The sequence below is a fragment of the Pseudomonas sp. 1L-B-1-E-C1 genome, assembly GCF_057291835.1.
The window spans coordinates 279,826-293,501 of record NZ_JBXAWN010000006.1 but is presented as its reverse complement, the minus strand read 5'-3'; the positions used below and the strand labels follow the sequence as shown (position 1 = coordinate 293,501).

Here is a 13,676-nt window from a genome sequence, read left to right as displayed (position 1 = left end):
GAATATTCTTCAGAACAGTGAATGGTAAGAACAGACTTATGCAGTTACCGTCCGTAAACGGCACCCGCGAGAATGATCAAGACAGTATTGATCTGCTCGGCATCTTTGGCAGCCTGATCGATCAGAAGTGGCTGATCGGTGCGCTCACCGGTGCCTTCATGGTCACTGGCGTCGCTTATGCGGTACTGGCGACGCCGGTGTATCTCGCCAACGCGCTGGTGCAGGTCGAGCCGAAAAAGAACGACATGCTCGGATTCTCCGACCTCAACAGCATGCTCGGTGGGCAATCGCCGTCTGTGACCGAAATCGGCATCATCAAGTCCCGCGCGGTGATCGGCAAAACCGTTGATGACCTGCGCCTGGATATCGACGTCACGCCCAACACTTTTCCAATGATCGGCGGTTTCCTTTCGCGGCGCTATCGCGGTGACAGCGAGACCAGCGTCGCGCCGCCGCGTTTCGGTTTGAACAGTTATGCCTGGGGCGGCGAACGTCTCGAATTCAATCGGCTGGAATTGCCGAAAGACCTGCTCGGCAAAAAACTTACCCTGATCGCCGGCGAGCAACAGCGCTTCCAGTTGTTCGATGAGAACGACAATCTGCTCGCCGAAGGTGTGGCCGGTGAAGCGTTTGCCAACGACGGTGTAGAAGGGCAGATCGCTCAACTGGCAGCCAACCCCGGCACGCGTTTTCAGGTGGTGCGCAATCCACGCATCGTGACCATTCAGGGCTATCAGGATGCGCTGGATATCTCCGAACAAGGCAAGGAGTCGGGGATCATTCGTCTGGCGCTGGCCAGCTCCGACGCGGCCGAGGCGGTGAAGATCCTCAACAAGATCGCCTCGCTCTACGTCGAGCAAAACGTGCGCCGCACCTCGGCGGAAGCCGCGCAAAGCCTGGCGTTTCTGCAAAGCCAGTTGCCGCAGGTCAAGCGTGATCTGGCCAAGGCCAGCGATGCCTTGAATGCCTACCAGACCCACGGCAAGACCGTGAACATCTCACTGGAAACCCAGTCGGTGCTGGGCCAGTCGGTGGCGCTGGAAACGCGCATTTCCGAACTGAAAATGCAGCAGGCCGAGCTCGATCGCAAGTTCACCAAACAGCACCCGGCCTATCGCGCACTGATGACGCAGATTGGCGAGTTGACCCAGCAGCAGAAATCCCTCGAGGGCAAGGTTCAGGACCTGCCGGCCACCCAGCAGGAATTGCTCAACCTGACTCGCGACGTTGAAGTGGCTTCGCAGATCTACACGCAGTTGCTGAACAAATCCCAGGAGCTGGACATCGTCCGCGCCGGGGCGGTCGGCAATGTGCGCCTGATCGACACCGCTGACGTCGACCTGACCAGCCCGATCAAACCGAAGAAAGCGCTGATCGTGCTGATCGCGACGTTGCTCGGTGCGTTCGTCGGCGTGGCCCTGGTGTTGCTGCGCAAATCCCTCAGTCGAGGCCTCGAAGGCCCGGAGGGCATCGAGCAATTGGGCCTGCCGGTTTACGCCTCGATTCCCTACAGTGCCTTGCAGGAAGAAGAGGACAGCAAAAAGGGCCGTGCCCGCGATGGCGTTGATAAACCGGCCTACTTGCTGGCGCTGCGCAATCCGACCGATCTGTCGATCGAATCGATCCGCAGCCTGCGCACGTGCCTGCACTTTGCCGGGCTCGACTCGACCAACAACCGCATCATGATTTCCGGACCGAGCCCGCAGGTCGGCAAGACTTTTGTCTCGTCCAACCTCGCAGCGGTCATGGCCCTGAGCGGCCAGCGCGTGGTGCTGATCGATGCCGACATGCGCAAAGGGCACCTGCACAAAACCCTCAACACGCCGATCAGCAACGGTCTGTCCGACCTGCTGGTCAAGCGCTGCACTCTCGAGCAGGCGATCAACACCGTCGAGATCGACAACCTGCATTTCATCAGCCGGGGGCAAGTGCCGCCCAATCCTTCCGAATTGCTGATGCACGCCAACTTCCGTGAGCTGCTGGCGCAACTCAGCGAGCGCTACGACCTGGTGATCATCGACACGCCGCCACTGCTGGCAGTGACCGATGCCGCCATCGTCGGTCGTGAGGCCGGCATCAGCCTGATCGTTACCCGCTTCGGCGTGAACCCGGCCAAAGAGATCGAACTGACCATTCGCCGCTTCGCCCAGAACGGCATCGAGTTGAAAGGCGCGGTGTTCAACGGCGTCGAGAAGCGTGCGGCCAGCTATTACGGCGGCACTGGCTATTACAACTACGAATATGCGTCCGACAAATCCTGATGGTTGCCGATTGTTCTTTCCTGTTTGAAGTGGGTGAGCTGTGAAAAAAATACTGCACGTGGCAGAGACGATCAAAGGTGGCGTGGCGACGGTGATCCGCACGATCTCGGCATCCCCAGAAGACGACGCAGCGAATTATCAACTGGTCTACCTGGTTCCCGAGGATCAGGCCAAGGAGCTGCACGGCATCGCCCCGCAGCAGGTGCGCACCTTTCCACGCAGCGGTCGCAACGTGCCATCGCTGCTGCGTTTCGCCTGGCGCCTGAGCCAGGTGCTGCTCAAGGAAAAACCCGACATCGTGCATTTGCACAGCACTTTTTCCGGAGTGATCGGCCGTTGTGTCTGCGTGCTGTTGCGGCCGTGGCGCAAGCCGAAAATCGTCTACTGCCCGCACGCGTTTTCGTTCCTGATGGAAAGCTCGCCGACCAAGCAGAAGGTCTACGCGTGGATCGAGCGTGTGCTGCAGAAAGTCACCGACGTGATCATCTGCGTCAGCCAGTACGAACTCGACAAAGCTGCGCGCTTCGGCATCGAGCGCAAGCGCATGAAGCTGATCTACAACGGCATTCACCACAAGGACGAGGCGCCGAAGAGTGCTGGCGCCGAGCCGATTCATCTGCTGTTTGTCGGACGCCTGGATTACCAGAAAGGCTTCGACGTGTTGCTCAAGGCCTACGCCAAGGTCAACCGCAACGACCTGAAACTGACCGTGGTCGGCAGTGCGGTCAACGAGGATTCGGTGGAGTGCCCGCCGATGGATTCGGTCGAGTACCTGCCATGGGTGACCCCGAGCGAAGTGCAGGCGCTGTATCAGAAGGCCGATGCGCTGATCGTGCCGAGTCGCTGGGAAGGCTTTGCCATGGTGCCGCTGGAAGGCATGGCCATGGGGCTGCCGGTGATTGCCAGCAACTGCACCTCGCTGCCGGAACTGGTCACCAATGAAGTGTCCGGCTACGTCTTTCCGTCCGGCGATCACCAGGCGCTGGCCGACGTGTTGACGATCATCCAGAAGCCGCGCCTGCTCGACCTCGGCAACGAAGGCCGGAGCATCGTCCGCGAACGCTTCAGCGCCGCATTGATGATCCGCCAGACCTACGACCTGTATCACGCTCCCACTTATTAAGTAGAACTCAAGCTTATGAACGTAACGATTTTGCATGGCTACAGCGCGTCCAACTCCGGTGACGGTCTGCTCGTCGATCTGGCCATTGCTCTGGTGCAGCGTAACTTCGGTGAAGACACCGCAATCAATGTCGTGGCGTCCGATCCCGAGTCGTTCAGCTACCTGCCGCACCCGCGTTTCAATGCGCCGGTGATGGCGGCCAAAGGTCTGGGCCGGGTCAAGCAAGCGGTGTTTCTCAATCAGTCCTACGCCGGGCTCGCTGATCTGCTGAAGAAGACCGATCTGATCGTTGGTGTCGGCGGCGGGTACATGCGTTCGAAGAGCGCGTTCGAGCACATCAAGCTGAAGCTCGGCCATGCCAAGCAACTGGAAACGGCGATCCTCAGCAAGGTGCCGTCGGTGTACCTGCCGCAGAGCATTGGCCCGTTCCACGGCGAGAGCAACAAGATCGTCGAGCATTACGCCAGCGCCGATGCGGTGTTCGTGCGCGACAACCGCTCCTCGGCGATTTTCGACGCTTGCGAAAACGTCTATCGCGCGCCGGATCTGGCGGTGCAGTCGCTGGCAAGCAAGATTCTCCAGCAGCCTAAGTTCACCCGCTGCGCCGCCTCGCCGGCCACCGTGTGCGTAGTGCTGCGCAAGCCGCCGGAGTGGAGCAAAGAGAAGAAGGTCGCTTACGTGGCCAATCTGAAACTGTTGCTGCAGCGTCTGAAGAACAAAAGCAAAGTGGTCTGCGCCGTGCAAAGCGCGGTGCGTGGCAACGATGACGGCGCGTTCTACCGTGAGCTGGGCATCAACGAAGACCTGCTGTCGCTGAAGGCAACCATCGCCAAATATCAGCCGGACCTGGTCATCTCGGTGCGTCTGCACGGCGCCATCGAATCGCTGCTCTCCGGTGTGCCGGCGTATCACATCAGCTACGAGCGCAAAGGCTTTGGTGCCTATCAGGACATGGGCGTCGAGGACTGGGTGATCAACGGTGGCGACATCGACGTCGACACCATCATCAATACAGTTTACGCACCGAATGCATTGTCGAACTTCGGCAAGCGCCTGACCGACACCTGCCGCGAAATCGAAGCGAAAACCGTGGCCATGGACGAAATCATCAAGGGTGTCGTTCGATGATATTTCGGCTGTTGCTTCGCGGCGGAGCCTTGGGCGCGAAGTTCTTGCTGGTGTTGGCCATCACCCATTACCTCGGGTACGAGGCGCTGGGTTTTTACGGCGTGGTGGTCGCGGCGTCGCTGATCGCTTCGAAGTTCTACAGCGTGGGGTTTAGTTCCGAGATCAACCGGCTGATCAGCGTCGGCGGCAGTTCGCGGCGGGTGGTCGACAAGGTCCTGCTGTTGTACCTGGCGGTGGGGCTGTTGTTGTCGGTGCTGACCGTGCTGATCTATTCGCTGTTTCAGTCGATGGAAGCGACCGCTACGCTGGTCCTCTGCGTGACCCTGGTCTTGCTCACCGAGCATCTGTCGTTCGAAATCAATTCCTTCGTGTTCTCCGCACAGAAAGCCACCGCCGGCGCCTTGCTGTTTTTCATCAAGACTGGCCTGTGGGCGGTGTTGGCGGTGGGCGGCATGATGCTCGGCTGGGTCGCGGGCATCGCCAGCGTCTTGTGGCTGTGGGTCGCCGCCAACGTGCTGGTGATCATCGCCGGATACCTGATCGTGGTGAGCGTGCACAAGGGGCGCGAGGCAGCGGTGCTGGACACCGCGACGGTGTGGAAGGCCGGCTTGCCGTTCTATCTCGGCACCGGTCTGATTGCGCTGAGTCAGTACGCCGAACGCTTTCTGATCATCGATCTGGAACCCTACGCCAGCCTCGGTAAATACGTTTACGCGTGGTCGGCGGCCAACACCTTGCAGGCATTGTCGTATGCGGTGGTGGCGGTGGTCGGCATTCCGGTGTTGGCCAAGCGTTTTCAGGCCGATCAGCAGGCATTCACGGTCAAGCAACTGTTTTTGAACAAATGGGTGATGCGTTCGCTGCTGGTCTCCGCGGTTGTGGCCGTGGCGATCTATGTGTTTTTCAACCTGGTGCTCGATTACGTCGCCAGCAGCGTGCCGCGTCCGGATAACGCGCTCCTCGCGGTGCTGATTTTTTCCTTCGCCTTGCGGGCGATTGGCGACATCGTCTGGGGCGGTTTGATTGCCTCGAAAAACAGCCGGGTGTCGCTGGCCAGTGCGGCGATCTGCCTGCTGATTTCCGTACCGGTCAGCTATGTGCTGATCAAGCATTACTCGATCTATGGCGCAGCATGGGGGAACGTCTTTGCCATTGTCGTGCAGCTTGGCGTGATCGCGTTATTGACTCGCGTCACCCGCGCGAAAAAGGCTGCGTTGTCATGGGCCTGAAACTGCCGCGCATTGAATTTCGCGGGCGCACATTCGATTCGTCGATTTCCTTTCTGATTCTGTTCACCGGGCTGTTCCTGTCAGTGGCGATGCCGCTGCTGGTGCCACGGGATCCGGGGCCGGATGCGATGACGTTGTGGTCGTCGTATGCGCGCGCCGACAACTGCAATTTCTGGAACCCGTTCTCGCCGGATCGCTCGTCCTATGAGTGTTCGGCGTTCCTGCTGCGGCCCACCGGGATCAATCTGACCAATGCCTGGGCCTACGGCATGTTCTGCAATTTCTTCCTCACGGCGATTCCGGTGGTGGTGTTCCGGCGCATGCCGCTGACGATCTTCGGCACCCTGTGCCTGTGGGGCATCGTGCGTTCGTTTTTCCTCGAGAACCTGACCAAGGAAATCATCGTCTCGGTGGCGGTGTTGAGCATTCTGCTCAGCGCGTTGACGCGCAAATATCGCGGCGGCTTTTTTCTCTCGGCGGTGATCTACGGCGTGCTGATCCGGCCGTACTGGATTCTGTTTTCGCTGTCGTGGGTCGGCGTCTGCGTGATGAAAAAATACGTCTCGCGTTTCACCTTCTTTCTGATGCTGTTTCTGTTTTATCTGGCGGTGGCCATGGCCATTCAACTGGCGCTGGGCTTTCCGGTGTCGTCGATCCGCGCCAGCAACAATGAATTGCGCACGGCGGGCGAGGAGGGTTCGAAGTCGCTGATCGTCTCGTGGCTCAGCGGCAGCGACTTCGTTTCCCAGGCGCTGGACTCGATGATCATTTTCTTCCGCCTGTCGTTCCCGGTGGAGCTGATTCTGCTGTCCGGACCCGGGCAGGTGATCTTCGTTGCGCTGATGATCATGACCGCGCTGCTGTTGTTCAAAGTCATCACTTCGACCGACTACAAGGGTGCGCCGATCCAGACCAAACCCAAGGAACTGATCGCGATTCCACTGGCGTTTCTGTTGGTGCAAGGCTTGTTCGAGCCGGACTTCGGCTCCTTCGCCCGACACTTCTCGATGGTCGTGCCGGTACTGTTCGTCGGCCTGGGCTTGATGCTGCGCGCGCACAAACCGGTGCAGGTCGAATCAAGAATTCTCACTTAAGGCAGGTGCTCTATGTCGAGCAAGAAAAAGTCCCTGGAGATCGAAACCCTGCGCGGCCTGGCGTGCCTGCTGCTGGTGCTCTATCACGTCATCGGCCCGCTGGGCGGCGGTTTGAAAATCGATATCGGCTCGCCGTTCCGGGTCATCGCCGATTCGATGGTGTACGTGCGCATGCCGCTGTTCACCTTCATCTCCGGCTACATCTATTCGATCTACAAGATTCGCGACAATGACTTTTCCACGTTCTTTGCCGGCAAGGTGCGCCGGCTGATCGTGCCGCTGTTCTGCGTCGGCGTGCCGTTCTCGGTGCTGCAAGCGGTGGGGCCGGGGGTGAACAAGGACGTCGGCGTAATCGATGCGCTGTTGTCGTTCTGGGTGCCGATCAATCACTTCTGGTTTTTGCAGGCGGTGTTCAGCATTTTCATCTTCGTTGGCTTGCTGGAATGGCGCGGCCTGCTGCGTTCGGCGACGCGGTTGTATGGGTTGTTTGCGTTTGCCGCGGTGTTGTTCCTGCTGCCGCCGTTGTCGCTGGATGCGTTCGGTATCAACGGCGCGATTTATCTGCTGCCGTTTTTTGTCGCGGGGATGATTGGCCAGGAAAATGTCGATGTTTTGAAGCAGCGCTTCAAGGTAATCGGGCCGCTGCTGTTTGTGCTGATTTCCCTGACGTTGCTGTATGTCGCAGCGATCGATCGTGAGCTGATTGTCGATCGTCGCAGTGTGATCGGTTTGACGGTGGGCTGTGTGTCTTGCATCGCCTTGCTGTCGAGTGACATGCGCTCGAAAGCGCTGACCTGGCTGGGCGGGTATTCCTATGCGATTTTCCTGTTTCATGTGCTGTTCGCGGCGACCTCAAGGTTTGCGTTGGGGCGCTTGGGCGTGAAGGATGAGAGCTTGCTGGTGCTCGGTGGTCTGAGCTGTGGATTGCTCGGACCGGTGGTGTTGGCGATGGTGTTCAGCCGGTTTAACTTCACTTCCGTATTGTTCCTTGGCGAGCGCGCGGCGAAGAAGAAACCGTTGGTGCCCGTCACCCCCGTGGTACACACGCAATCATCCCTGTAGGAGCTGACGAGTGAAACGAGGCTGCGATCTTTTGATCTTTTGATCTTTTGATCTTTTGTCGTGGCTTGCGAAGATCAAAAGATCGCAGCCTCGTTTCACTCGTCAGCTCCTACAGTGGATCCGTGCAAGTCACACATCCTTGTGGGAGCGAGCCAGCTCGCGAAAGGGCCATCCCGGACAAAGGAAATATTGAATGATGCCAGTAGACGCCCCTCAACCAGTCGCCACCTCGGCCATCACGGTAGAGGATGCCCGCGAACGCTTTGCGCAATGGCGCGAGGGCAAGGCCGGCAAGGTGCTGGCGGTTTCGGTGATCGGTGACAGCTACACCGCCGGGCAGGATTTCTACCTGAACAAACTGGTGCAGCGAGTGGCCGCCGAGGTGGGTTTTGCCGGCCCCGGTTATGTCGGTTTCAACCACGGCGCGGCGCTGGGCGGCACGCATTTCAAATACACCCGCAGCAGCGACAAATACTTCGGCGGCGACTGGAAGGTTTCCGATCTGGGCCAGGCCAGCCCGGACAGTCGCACGATCAGCGGCAAGCCGGGTGCCTGGCTGCAAGTCGATGCCAGCCCTTCGCCGCGCATCGATACCACGGTCACTCAGGCGAAACTGTTATATCTGGGCCACGGCGGATCCGACGAGCTGCGCTATCGCTGGTCGCCCGCGCAAGACTGGCAACCGTTGCAGCTCGCAGGCTCGGGCGTTCAGGAAGTCGCGCTACCCGGCGCTCCATCAGCCGCAGACTGGTCATTCAAACTGGAAGTGGTGAAAGGCGCGCCGACGCTGTTCGGCCTGTGGCTGGGCAACGAGCAAAAGGGCGTGCGGGTGTCGAAACTGGCGGCGTCAGGTGCGGCATCGGCCGATTTCTATCACGCCGATCCACAGTGGCAGACGCAATGGAAAGCCGTGGTGTCGAAGATTCCGGCCGACGTGTACCTGATCATGCTCGGCGGCAATGATCAGGGATTTGGCGTCAGGCCTGCGCAGTATCTGCAGAATGTTCAGGGCCTGGTGGGTATGCTGCGCGAGATTCAGCCGGCGGCGAGCATCAACCTGATCATGCGCCAGGACACCACGCGTTCCAGCGCTTACCCGATGTCGGCCTATGCGCAGGTGCTCGAGCCTTGGGCGCGTGAACAGCATTTCGGGTTTGCCAACCTGCAATGCGCATTCGGCCCCGACGTCAAACGCTACGCCAGCGCGATGATCGGCCCGGACAGGATTCATCCATTGCCGGCCACGGGCGGGAAGGTGATTGCCGATTATTTTTATGGCTGGATCATGGGCGCCAGCGACCGTTGCGACAAAACCCCGTTGTAGGAGCTGACGAGTGAAACGAGGCTGCGATCTTTTCGGATCGCGATGAAGATCAAGATCAAGAGATCGCAGCCTCGTTTCACTCGTCAGCTCCTACGGGTTGATCATGTCGATGCGAAGTGATCGACGTGATCCAGCAGCTCCGCGAGCCTCTGCGGCATCAACCGCGCATCACAGCGGGTTTCGACGTTGATGATGATCGCCGGGTCGTTGCAGCAGATGCGCACGCGAAAGCGCCAGTCGCTGAAGATCACTTTCAGGCCATCGCGGTCATCCACTTCCAGCGCCTGTTCGCCATACAGCGCTTTCAGGTGCGCCAGCAGCGGATAGGGATCGCGCATCGGCCGGCGAATATCGCCGGACGCAGGAAACACACCGATCCGCTCCACCAGCAGAATCGTGCCCAGCCAGGTTTCGTTGGCGCTGGGCAGCGGTTGATGGCGCGACAACCAGCTCATCACCCCGAGGTTGCCCACCTCACGTTCAATCTCTGTCGAATGTTGTGCAATGTTCATGGTTGCCTGCCTCTGGTGGTGGGGAGCCGTCTCAGCGGCCCTTGAGGTACACGTTGTCGTAGCAGAAGTTGGTCGCCTGCAGATAACCCTCGGCGTCGCCGCAATCGAAGCGCAGGCCTTTGAATTTGTACGCCAGCACGCAGCCGTTCTGCGCCTGTTTCATCAAGGCGTCGGTGATCTGGATTTCGCCGCCCTTGCCCGGTTCGGTGTCGGCGATCAGGTCGAAGATATCCGGCGTAAGGATGTAGCGCCCGATGATCGCCAGGTTCGACGGCGCATCCTGCGGTGCCGGTTTTTCCACCATGTTGTTGACCCGGTAGATGCCTTCGGAAATCAGCTCGCCGGCGATCACTCCGTACTTGTGAGTCTGATCGGCGGGCACTTCCTGGATAGCGACGATCGAGCAGCGAAACTTCTTGTACAGCTCGATCATCTGCGACAGCACGCCGTCACCTTCGAGGTTCAGGCACAGGTCGTCGGCCAGCACCACGGCAAACGGCTCGTCGCCGATCAATGGGCGACCGCTGAGAATCGCGTGGCCCAGGCCTTTCATTTCCACCTGACGGGTGTAAGAGAAGGTGCAGGTGTCGATCAGCTCGCGGGTGCCGGCAAGGAATTTCTCTTTCTCCGTGCCGCGTATCTGGTGCTCGAGTTCGTAGCTGATGTCGAAGTGGTCTTCCAGCGCGCGTTTGCCCCGGCCGGTGACGATGGCCATGTGTTGCAGACCGGCGTCTCGTGCTTCTTCAACGGCGTATTCGATCAACGGCTTGTTGACGATCGGCAGCATCTCTTTCGGCATGGCTTTGGTCGCCGGCAAGAAACGCGTGCCGTAGCCGGCAGCGGGGAACAAACATTTACGAATCATAAAAGTATCCTGGACAGTCATGGAACACAGGCGACGGTTGCGCACCAGAGCATGGCGGCAAGTTTCAATGATTATTGAAGGCTTACTTTAATACCCGAGTCAGGTTGTAGATGGCAATTAGTTGCGCGGTTAAAAGGCGGCAATGTTATGAGATGTCGACTACTTCGCTATAAGTTATTTTTAGTCGGTATCTGTTGATAGTTGTAAATGCGCAGGGAGTGCTAATAAGTACCTGTAGATAGTTTGACCGGCAAAAATAATTATTGCCAGTGGTTGAACTAAATTTGATTGTGGTGGTTGTCGCCTTGTTTGTGTGAATTGCTCCGCATATCCACTCGTCAAGGCTTGACACGCTACCGGGTATTATTCAATGACGGACCGCGCTATGAAGATTCTGGTAACGGGTGGTGCCGGCTATATCGGCTCGCATACCACACTTGCATTGCTTGAAGCAGGTTATGAAGTTGTCGTTCTGGATAATCTTTGTAACAGCAGCGACGCAGCACTTCACGCCGTTGAAGCCATTTGCGGCAAAAGTGCATGGATGATTCGCGGCGATGTCTGCGATCGGCCGCTGCTCGACCGGATTTTCCGCGAGCATCAGATCGACGCCGTGCTGCATTTCGCCGGGCTCAAAGCCGTGGGCGAGAGTGTGCGCAAACCGCTCGAATACTACGAAACCAACGTCGGCGGCAGCATCACTCTGTGTCAGGCAATGGCGGCGGCGGGGGTGTTTCGACTGGTGTTCAGTTCCTCGGCGACGGTGTACGGCGAACCTGAGGAAATGCCGATTCGCGAGGATTTTCCCACGGGCAATCCGACCAATCCCTACGGCCAGTCCAAGCTGATCGTCGAGAACGTGCTGCGCGACCTGAGCCTCGCCGAGCCGCGCTGGAGCATCGCACTGCTGCGCTACTTCAACCCGATCGGCGCCCACGCCAGTGGGCACATGGGCGAAGACCCCAACGGCATTCCGAACAATCTGGTGCCTTATATCAGCCAGGTTGCGGTCGGCAGCCTGCGCGAGCTGTCGATTTTCGGTAACGATTACCCGACAGCCGATGGCACCGGCGTGCGCGATTACATCCATGTCGTCGATCTGGCGGACGGACACTTGAAGGCGTTGCAGTCGATCAGCGAACGCACCGGCATTCACACCTGGAACCTCGGCACCGGCGATGGCTACAGCGTGCTGCAAGTGCTGCACGCGTTCGAACAGGCCTGCGGGCGGCCGGTGCCGTACCGGATGATGCCGCGTCGCGCCGGTGATATTGCCGAGAGTTTTGCCGATGCTTCGAAAGCGGCGAAAGAGCTCGGCTGGAAAGCCACGCGCAACTTGCAGGACATGGTTGCCGACACTTGGCGCTGGCAATCGAATCATCCCAACGGCTATTCGCGATGATGGCCATTTAGTCCGATGTTAGTTTCAGTCAGGTTGTTAGATAACGTCGGGAAATTACACTGGCAATGCCTTTTGCAAGTCCGTAGATATAAACCTGCCGTTCGACTTTTAGCAGTTGCGTATGGCTGTGAAAGAACAACGGATCTTGTTCGCGCTCTTTGCGGACTTGAAAGCTACCAGCTCTGACACAGATCTGTTTTTTAACAGTTCGAATGTTAGAAAGGAGTTGTTATGAAAAAAGTGATGGCAGTTGCCCTGTTGACGATGTTGAGCAACTGGGCTGCCGCAGCTGAAGCGCCGTTGACAGCGGTAACCAATGTAGGTGGCAGTGTGGCGGCTTCGCAAGCGCCCGCGGCCAGTACTGCAATGGTTGCCAGTGCTGTAGCGGCGTCCAACAGCGGCGGTAGTGCCAACGGCGGTACCACCGGTACGACAGGTACCACCGGTACAACCGGCACGCATAACTAACAGGAACATTTGTTAGTGCAGTACAGAGTCGCCCGACGCAAGTCGGGTGACTTTGTTTTTTGGATTCGCCCTTGAATAGCGTAGTGCCATTATGACTCGTAGTGTTTATTTTTTAATGTTGGCAAGTCTCGCTTTGCAAGGTTGCATGTTTTCCCCCGGCCAGTACCTCAGCACCAGCGATATCACTCGTCAGGGCGCCAGCGAAAGCAGTCGGGTCGAGCTGATTCCGATCACCCCCAAGCTGATCGCCATGAACCGCGCCACGCAAAAGCGTGAGTCGCTGCCGCCGGAGCTGCTGGTGACGCCAGCGGAATATCGCATCGGCAACAATGACGTGCTGTACATCACCGTCTGGGATCACCCGGAGCTGACCGCGCCCTCTGGCGCGCAACAACAGATCGATGCCAACGGCCGTCTGGTGCGCTCCGATGGCACGCTGTATTACCCGTTCATCAAGGAAGTCCAGGCCGCCGGCCGGACCATTCAGCAACTGCGCGCGGACATCGAACAACGCCTGTCGGCATTCATCGCCGAGCCCCAGGTCGACGTTGCAGTATTGCGCTTCGCCAGTCAGAAAGTCGTGGTCACCGGCGCCGTGACGAAGGCCGGCCCGCAAGCGATTTCGACCAATCCGCTGAGCGTGGTCGAGGCCCTCGGTTCCGCCGGCATCGACACCAACAATGCCGACTTGTCCGGGCTGTTGCTGACGCGCAACGGGCGGGTCTATCCGCTCAATCTCGACTCGCTCAATCAGCAGGATTCCGAACTGCAGAACGTCTACCTCAAGGGCGGCGATCAGCTGTACCTGCCGTACAACGACAACAAGCGCATCTACGTCATGGGCGAGGTCAACCAGCCGCGCGCGCTGAGCTTCAAGACCGCGACGATGAATCTGTCCGACGTGCTCGGTTCGGTCGGTGGCCTGAGCCAGACCAGTTCCAACGGCAACGCGGTCTACGTCATTCGTGGTGTGGAAAATCTCGATGTCGAGCCGGCGAAGATCTATCAGCTCGAAGCCGAATCGCCGACCGCCATGGCGCTGGCTTCGCACTTCCAGGTGCGGCCGCAGGATGTCGTCTACGTCGGCCCGGCCAACGTCACCCGCTGGAACCGTTTCATCAGCCAGTTGGTGCCGTCGGCGTCGATTGTCGGCACCGGGGCTTCGGCAGCGAAGAACTGGAGCGAATACAGCAACAACAGCAAATAAG

12 protein-coding genes are annotated in these 13,676 nt (G+C 58.7%); 10 read left to right on the top strand and 2 right to left on the bottom strand.

Features of this window, described 5'->3' with window-relative positions; genetic code table 11:
* The first annotated feature begins 38 nt into the window (after positions 1 to 38).
* From AC0Z4S_RS13175 to AC0Z4S_RS13145, 7 genes are all read left to right on the top strand, one after another.
* On the top strand, positions 39 to 2,261 hold the full coding sequence (locus AC0Z4S_RS13175) for a polysaccharide biosynthesis tyrosine autokinase (RefSeq protein ID WP_485623325.1): 2,223 nt from the start codon (positions 39 to 41) through the stop codon (positions 2,259 to 2,261).
* Positions 2,262 to 2,301: 40 nt separating this feature from the next.
* Entirely contained in the window at positions 2,302 to 3,384 is a 1,083-nt protein-coding gene (locus AC0Z4S_RS13170; RefSeq protein ID WP_485623324.1) for a glycosyltransferase, read from the top strand.
* A 15-nt stretch (positions 3,385 to 3,399) separates the two neighbouring features.
* Positions 3,400 to 4,512: a polysaccharide pyruvyl transferase family protein gene (locus tag AC0Z4S_RS13165; protein WP_485623323.1), complete on the top strand. Its 1,113-nt coding sequence runs from the start codon at positions 3,400 to 3,402 to the stop codon at positions 4,510 to 4,512.
* Entirely contained in the window at positions 4,509 to 5,741 is a 1,233-nt protein-coding gene (locus AC0Z4S_RS13160; RefSeq protein ID WP_485623322.1) for an MATE family efflux transporter, read from the top strand. The genes AC0Z4S_RS13165 and AC0Z4S_RS13160 overlap by 4 nt, the downstream gene beginning before the upstream one ends.
* Positions 5,732 to 6,835 carry a hypothetical protein gene (locus tag AC0Z4S_RS13155; protein WP_485623321.1) on the top strand — a complete coding sequence of 368 codons (1,104 nt, stop codon included), beginning with the start codon at positions 5,732 to 5,734 and terminating at the stop codon, positions 6,833 to 6,835. The genes AC0Z4S_RS13160 and AC0Z4S_RS13155 overlap by 10 nt, the downstream gene beginning before the upstream one ends.
* Before the next feature lie 12 nt (positions 6,836 to 6,847).
* Positions 6,848 to 7,897 carry an acyltransferase family protein gene (locus tag AC0Z4S_RS13150; protein ID WP_485623319.1) on the top strand — a complete coding sequence of 350 codons (1,050 nt, stop codon included), beginning with the start codon at positions 6,848 to 6,850 and terminating at the stop codon, positions 7,895 to 7,897.
* Positions 7,898 to 8,090: 193 nt separating this feature from the next.
* On the top strand, positions 8,091 to 9,221 hold the full coding sequence (locus AC0Z4S_RS13145) for an SGNH/GDSL hydrolase family protein (protein WP_485623318.1): 1,131 nt from the start codon (positions 8,091 to 8,093) through the stop codon (positions 9,219 to 9,221).
* Positions 9,222 to 9,322: 101 nt separating this feature from the next.
* Here the strand turns inward: AC0Z4S_RS13145 and AC0Z4S_RS13140 are convergent, their stop codons facing one another.
* Both AC0Z4S_RS13140 and galU read right to left on the bottom strand, forming a co-directional pair.
* Positions 9,323 to 9,733, bottom strand: a complete 411-nt coding sequence (locus tag AC0Z4S_RS13140) for a mannose-1-phosphate guanylyltransferase (protein ID WP_471877538.1) — start codon at positions 9,731 to 9,733, stop codon at positions 9,323 to 9,325.
* Between the two features lie 31 nt (positions 9,734 to 9,764).
* A complete protein-coding gene (galU, locus tag AC0Z4S_RS13135; RefSeq protein ID WP_253503753.1) occupies positions 9,765 to 10,598 on the bottom strand; it encodes a UTP--glucose-1-phosphate uridylyltransferase GalU in 834 nt (277 codons plus the stop codon).
* 385 nt (positions 10,599 to 10,983) lie between these two features.
* On the opposite strand from galU, the gene galE reads away from it, so the two are divergent.
* The 3 genes from galE (at position 10,984) to AC0Z4S_RS13120 (ending at position 13,675) form a co-directional block, all read left to right on the top strand.
* Positions 10,984 to 12,000, top strand: coding sequence for a UDP-glucose 4-epimerase GalE (gene galE / locus AC0Z4S_RS13130; protein ID WP_016775458.1), 1,017 nt, complete (start codon positions 10,984 to 10,986; stop codon positions 11,998 to 12,000).
* 231 nt (positions 12,001 to 12,231) lie between these two features.
* On the top strand, positions 12,232 to 12,468 hold the full coding sequence (locus tag AC0Z4S_RS13125; protein WP_016775457.1) for a hypothetical protein: 237 nt from the start codon (positions 12,232 to 12,234) through the stop codon (positions 12,466 to 12,468).
* 91 nt (positions 12,469 to 12,559) lie between these two features.
* Positions 12,560 to 13,675, top strand: a complete 1,116-nt coding sequence (locus tag AC0Z4S_RS13120) for a polysaccharide biosynthesis/export family protein (protein WP_471877540.1) — start codon at positions 12,560 to 12,562, stop codon at positions 13,673 to 13,675.
* Position 13,676 lies beyond the last annotated feature (1 nt).

Bases quoted from the DNA above. Each gene is read 5' to 3' on its own strand.
- AC0Z4S_RS13175 (WP_485623325.1), top strand. From the start codon at position 39: ATGCAGTTACCGTCCGTAAACGGCACCCGCGAGAATGATCAAGACAGT.
- AC0Z4S_RS13165 (WP_485623323.1), top strand. From the start codon at position 3,400: ATGAACGTAACGATTTTGCATGGCTACAGCGCGTCCAACTCCGGTGAC.
- AC0Z4S_RS13160 (WP_485623322.1), top strand. From the start codon at position 4,509: ATGATATTTCGGCTGTTGCTTCGCGGCGGAGCCTTGGGCGCGAAGTTC.
- AC0Z4S_RS13155 (WP_485623321.1), top strand. From the start codon at position 5,732: ATGGGCCTGAAACTGCCGCGCATTGAATTTCGCGGGCGCACATTCGAT.
- AC0Z4S_RS13150 (WP_485623319.1), top strand. From the start codon at position 6,848: ATGTCGAGCAAGAAAAAGTCCCTGGAGATCGAAACCCTGCGCGGCCTG.
- AC0Z4S_RS13145 (WP_485623318.1), top strand. From the start codon at position 8,091: ATGATGCCAGTAGACGCCCCTCAACCAGTCGCCACCTCGGCCATCACG.
- AC0Z4S_RS13140 (WP_471877538.1), bottom strand. From the start codon at position 9,733: ATGAACATTGCACAACATTCGACAGAGATTGAACGTGAGGTGGGCAAC.
- galU (WP_253503753.1), bottom strand. From the start codon at position 10,598: ATGATTCGTAAATGTTTGTTCCCCGCTGCCGGCTACGGCACGCGTTTC.
- galE (WP_016775458.1), top strand. From the start codon at position 10,984: ATGAAGATTCTGGTAACGGGTGGTGCCGGCTATATCGGCTCGCATACC.
- AC0Z4S_RS13125 (WP_016775457.1), top strand. From the start codon at position 12,232: ATGAAAAAAGTGATGGCAGTTGCCCTGTTGACGATGTTGAGCAACTGG.
- AC0Z4S_RS13120 (WP_471877540.1), top strand. From the start codon at position 12,560: ATGACTCGTAGTGTTTATTTTTTAATGTTGGCAAGTCTCGCTTTGCAA.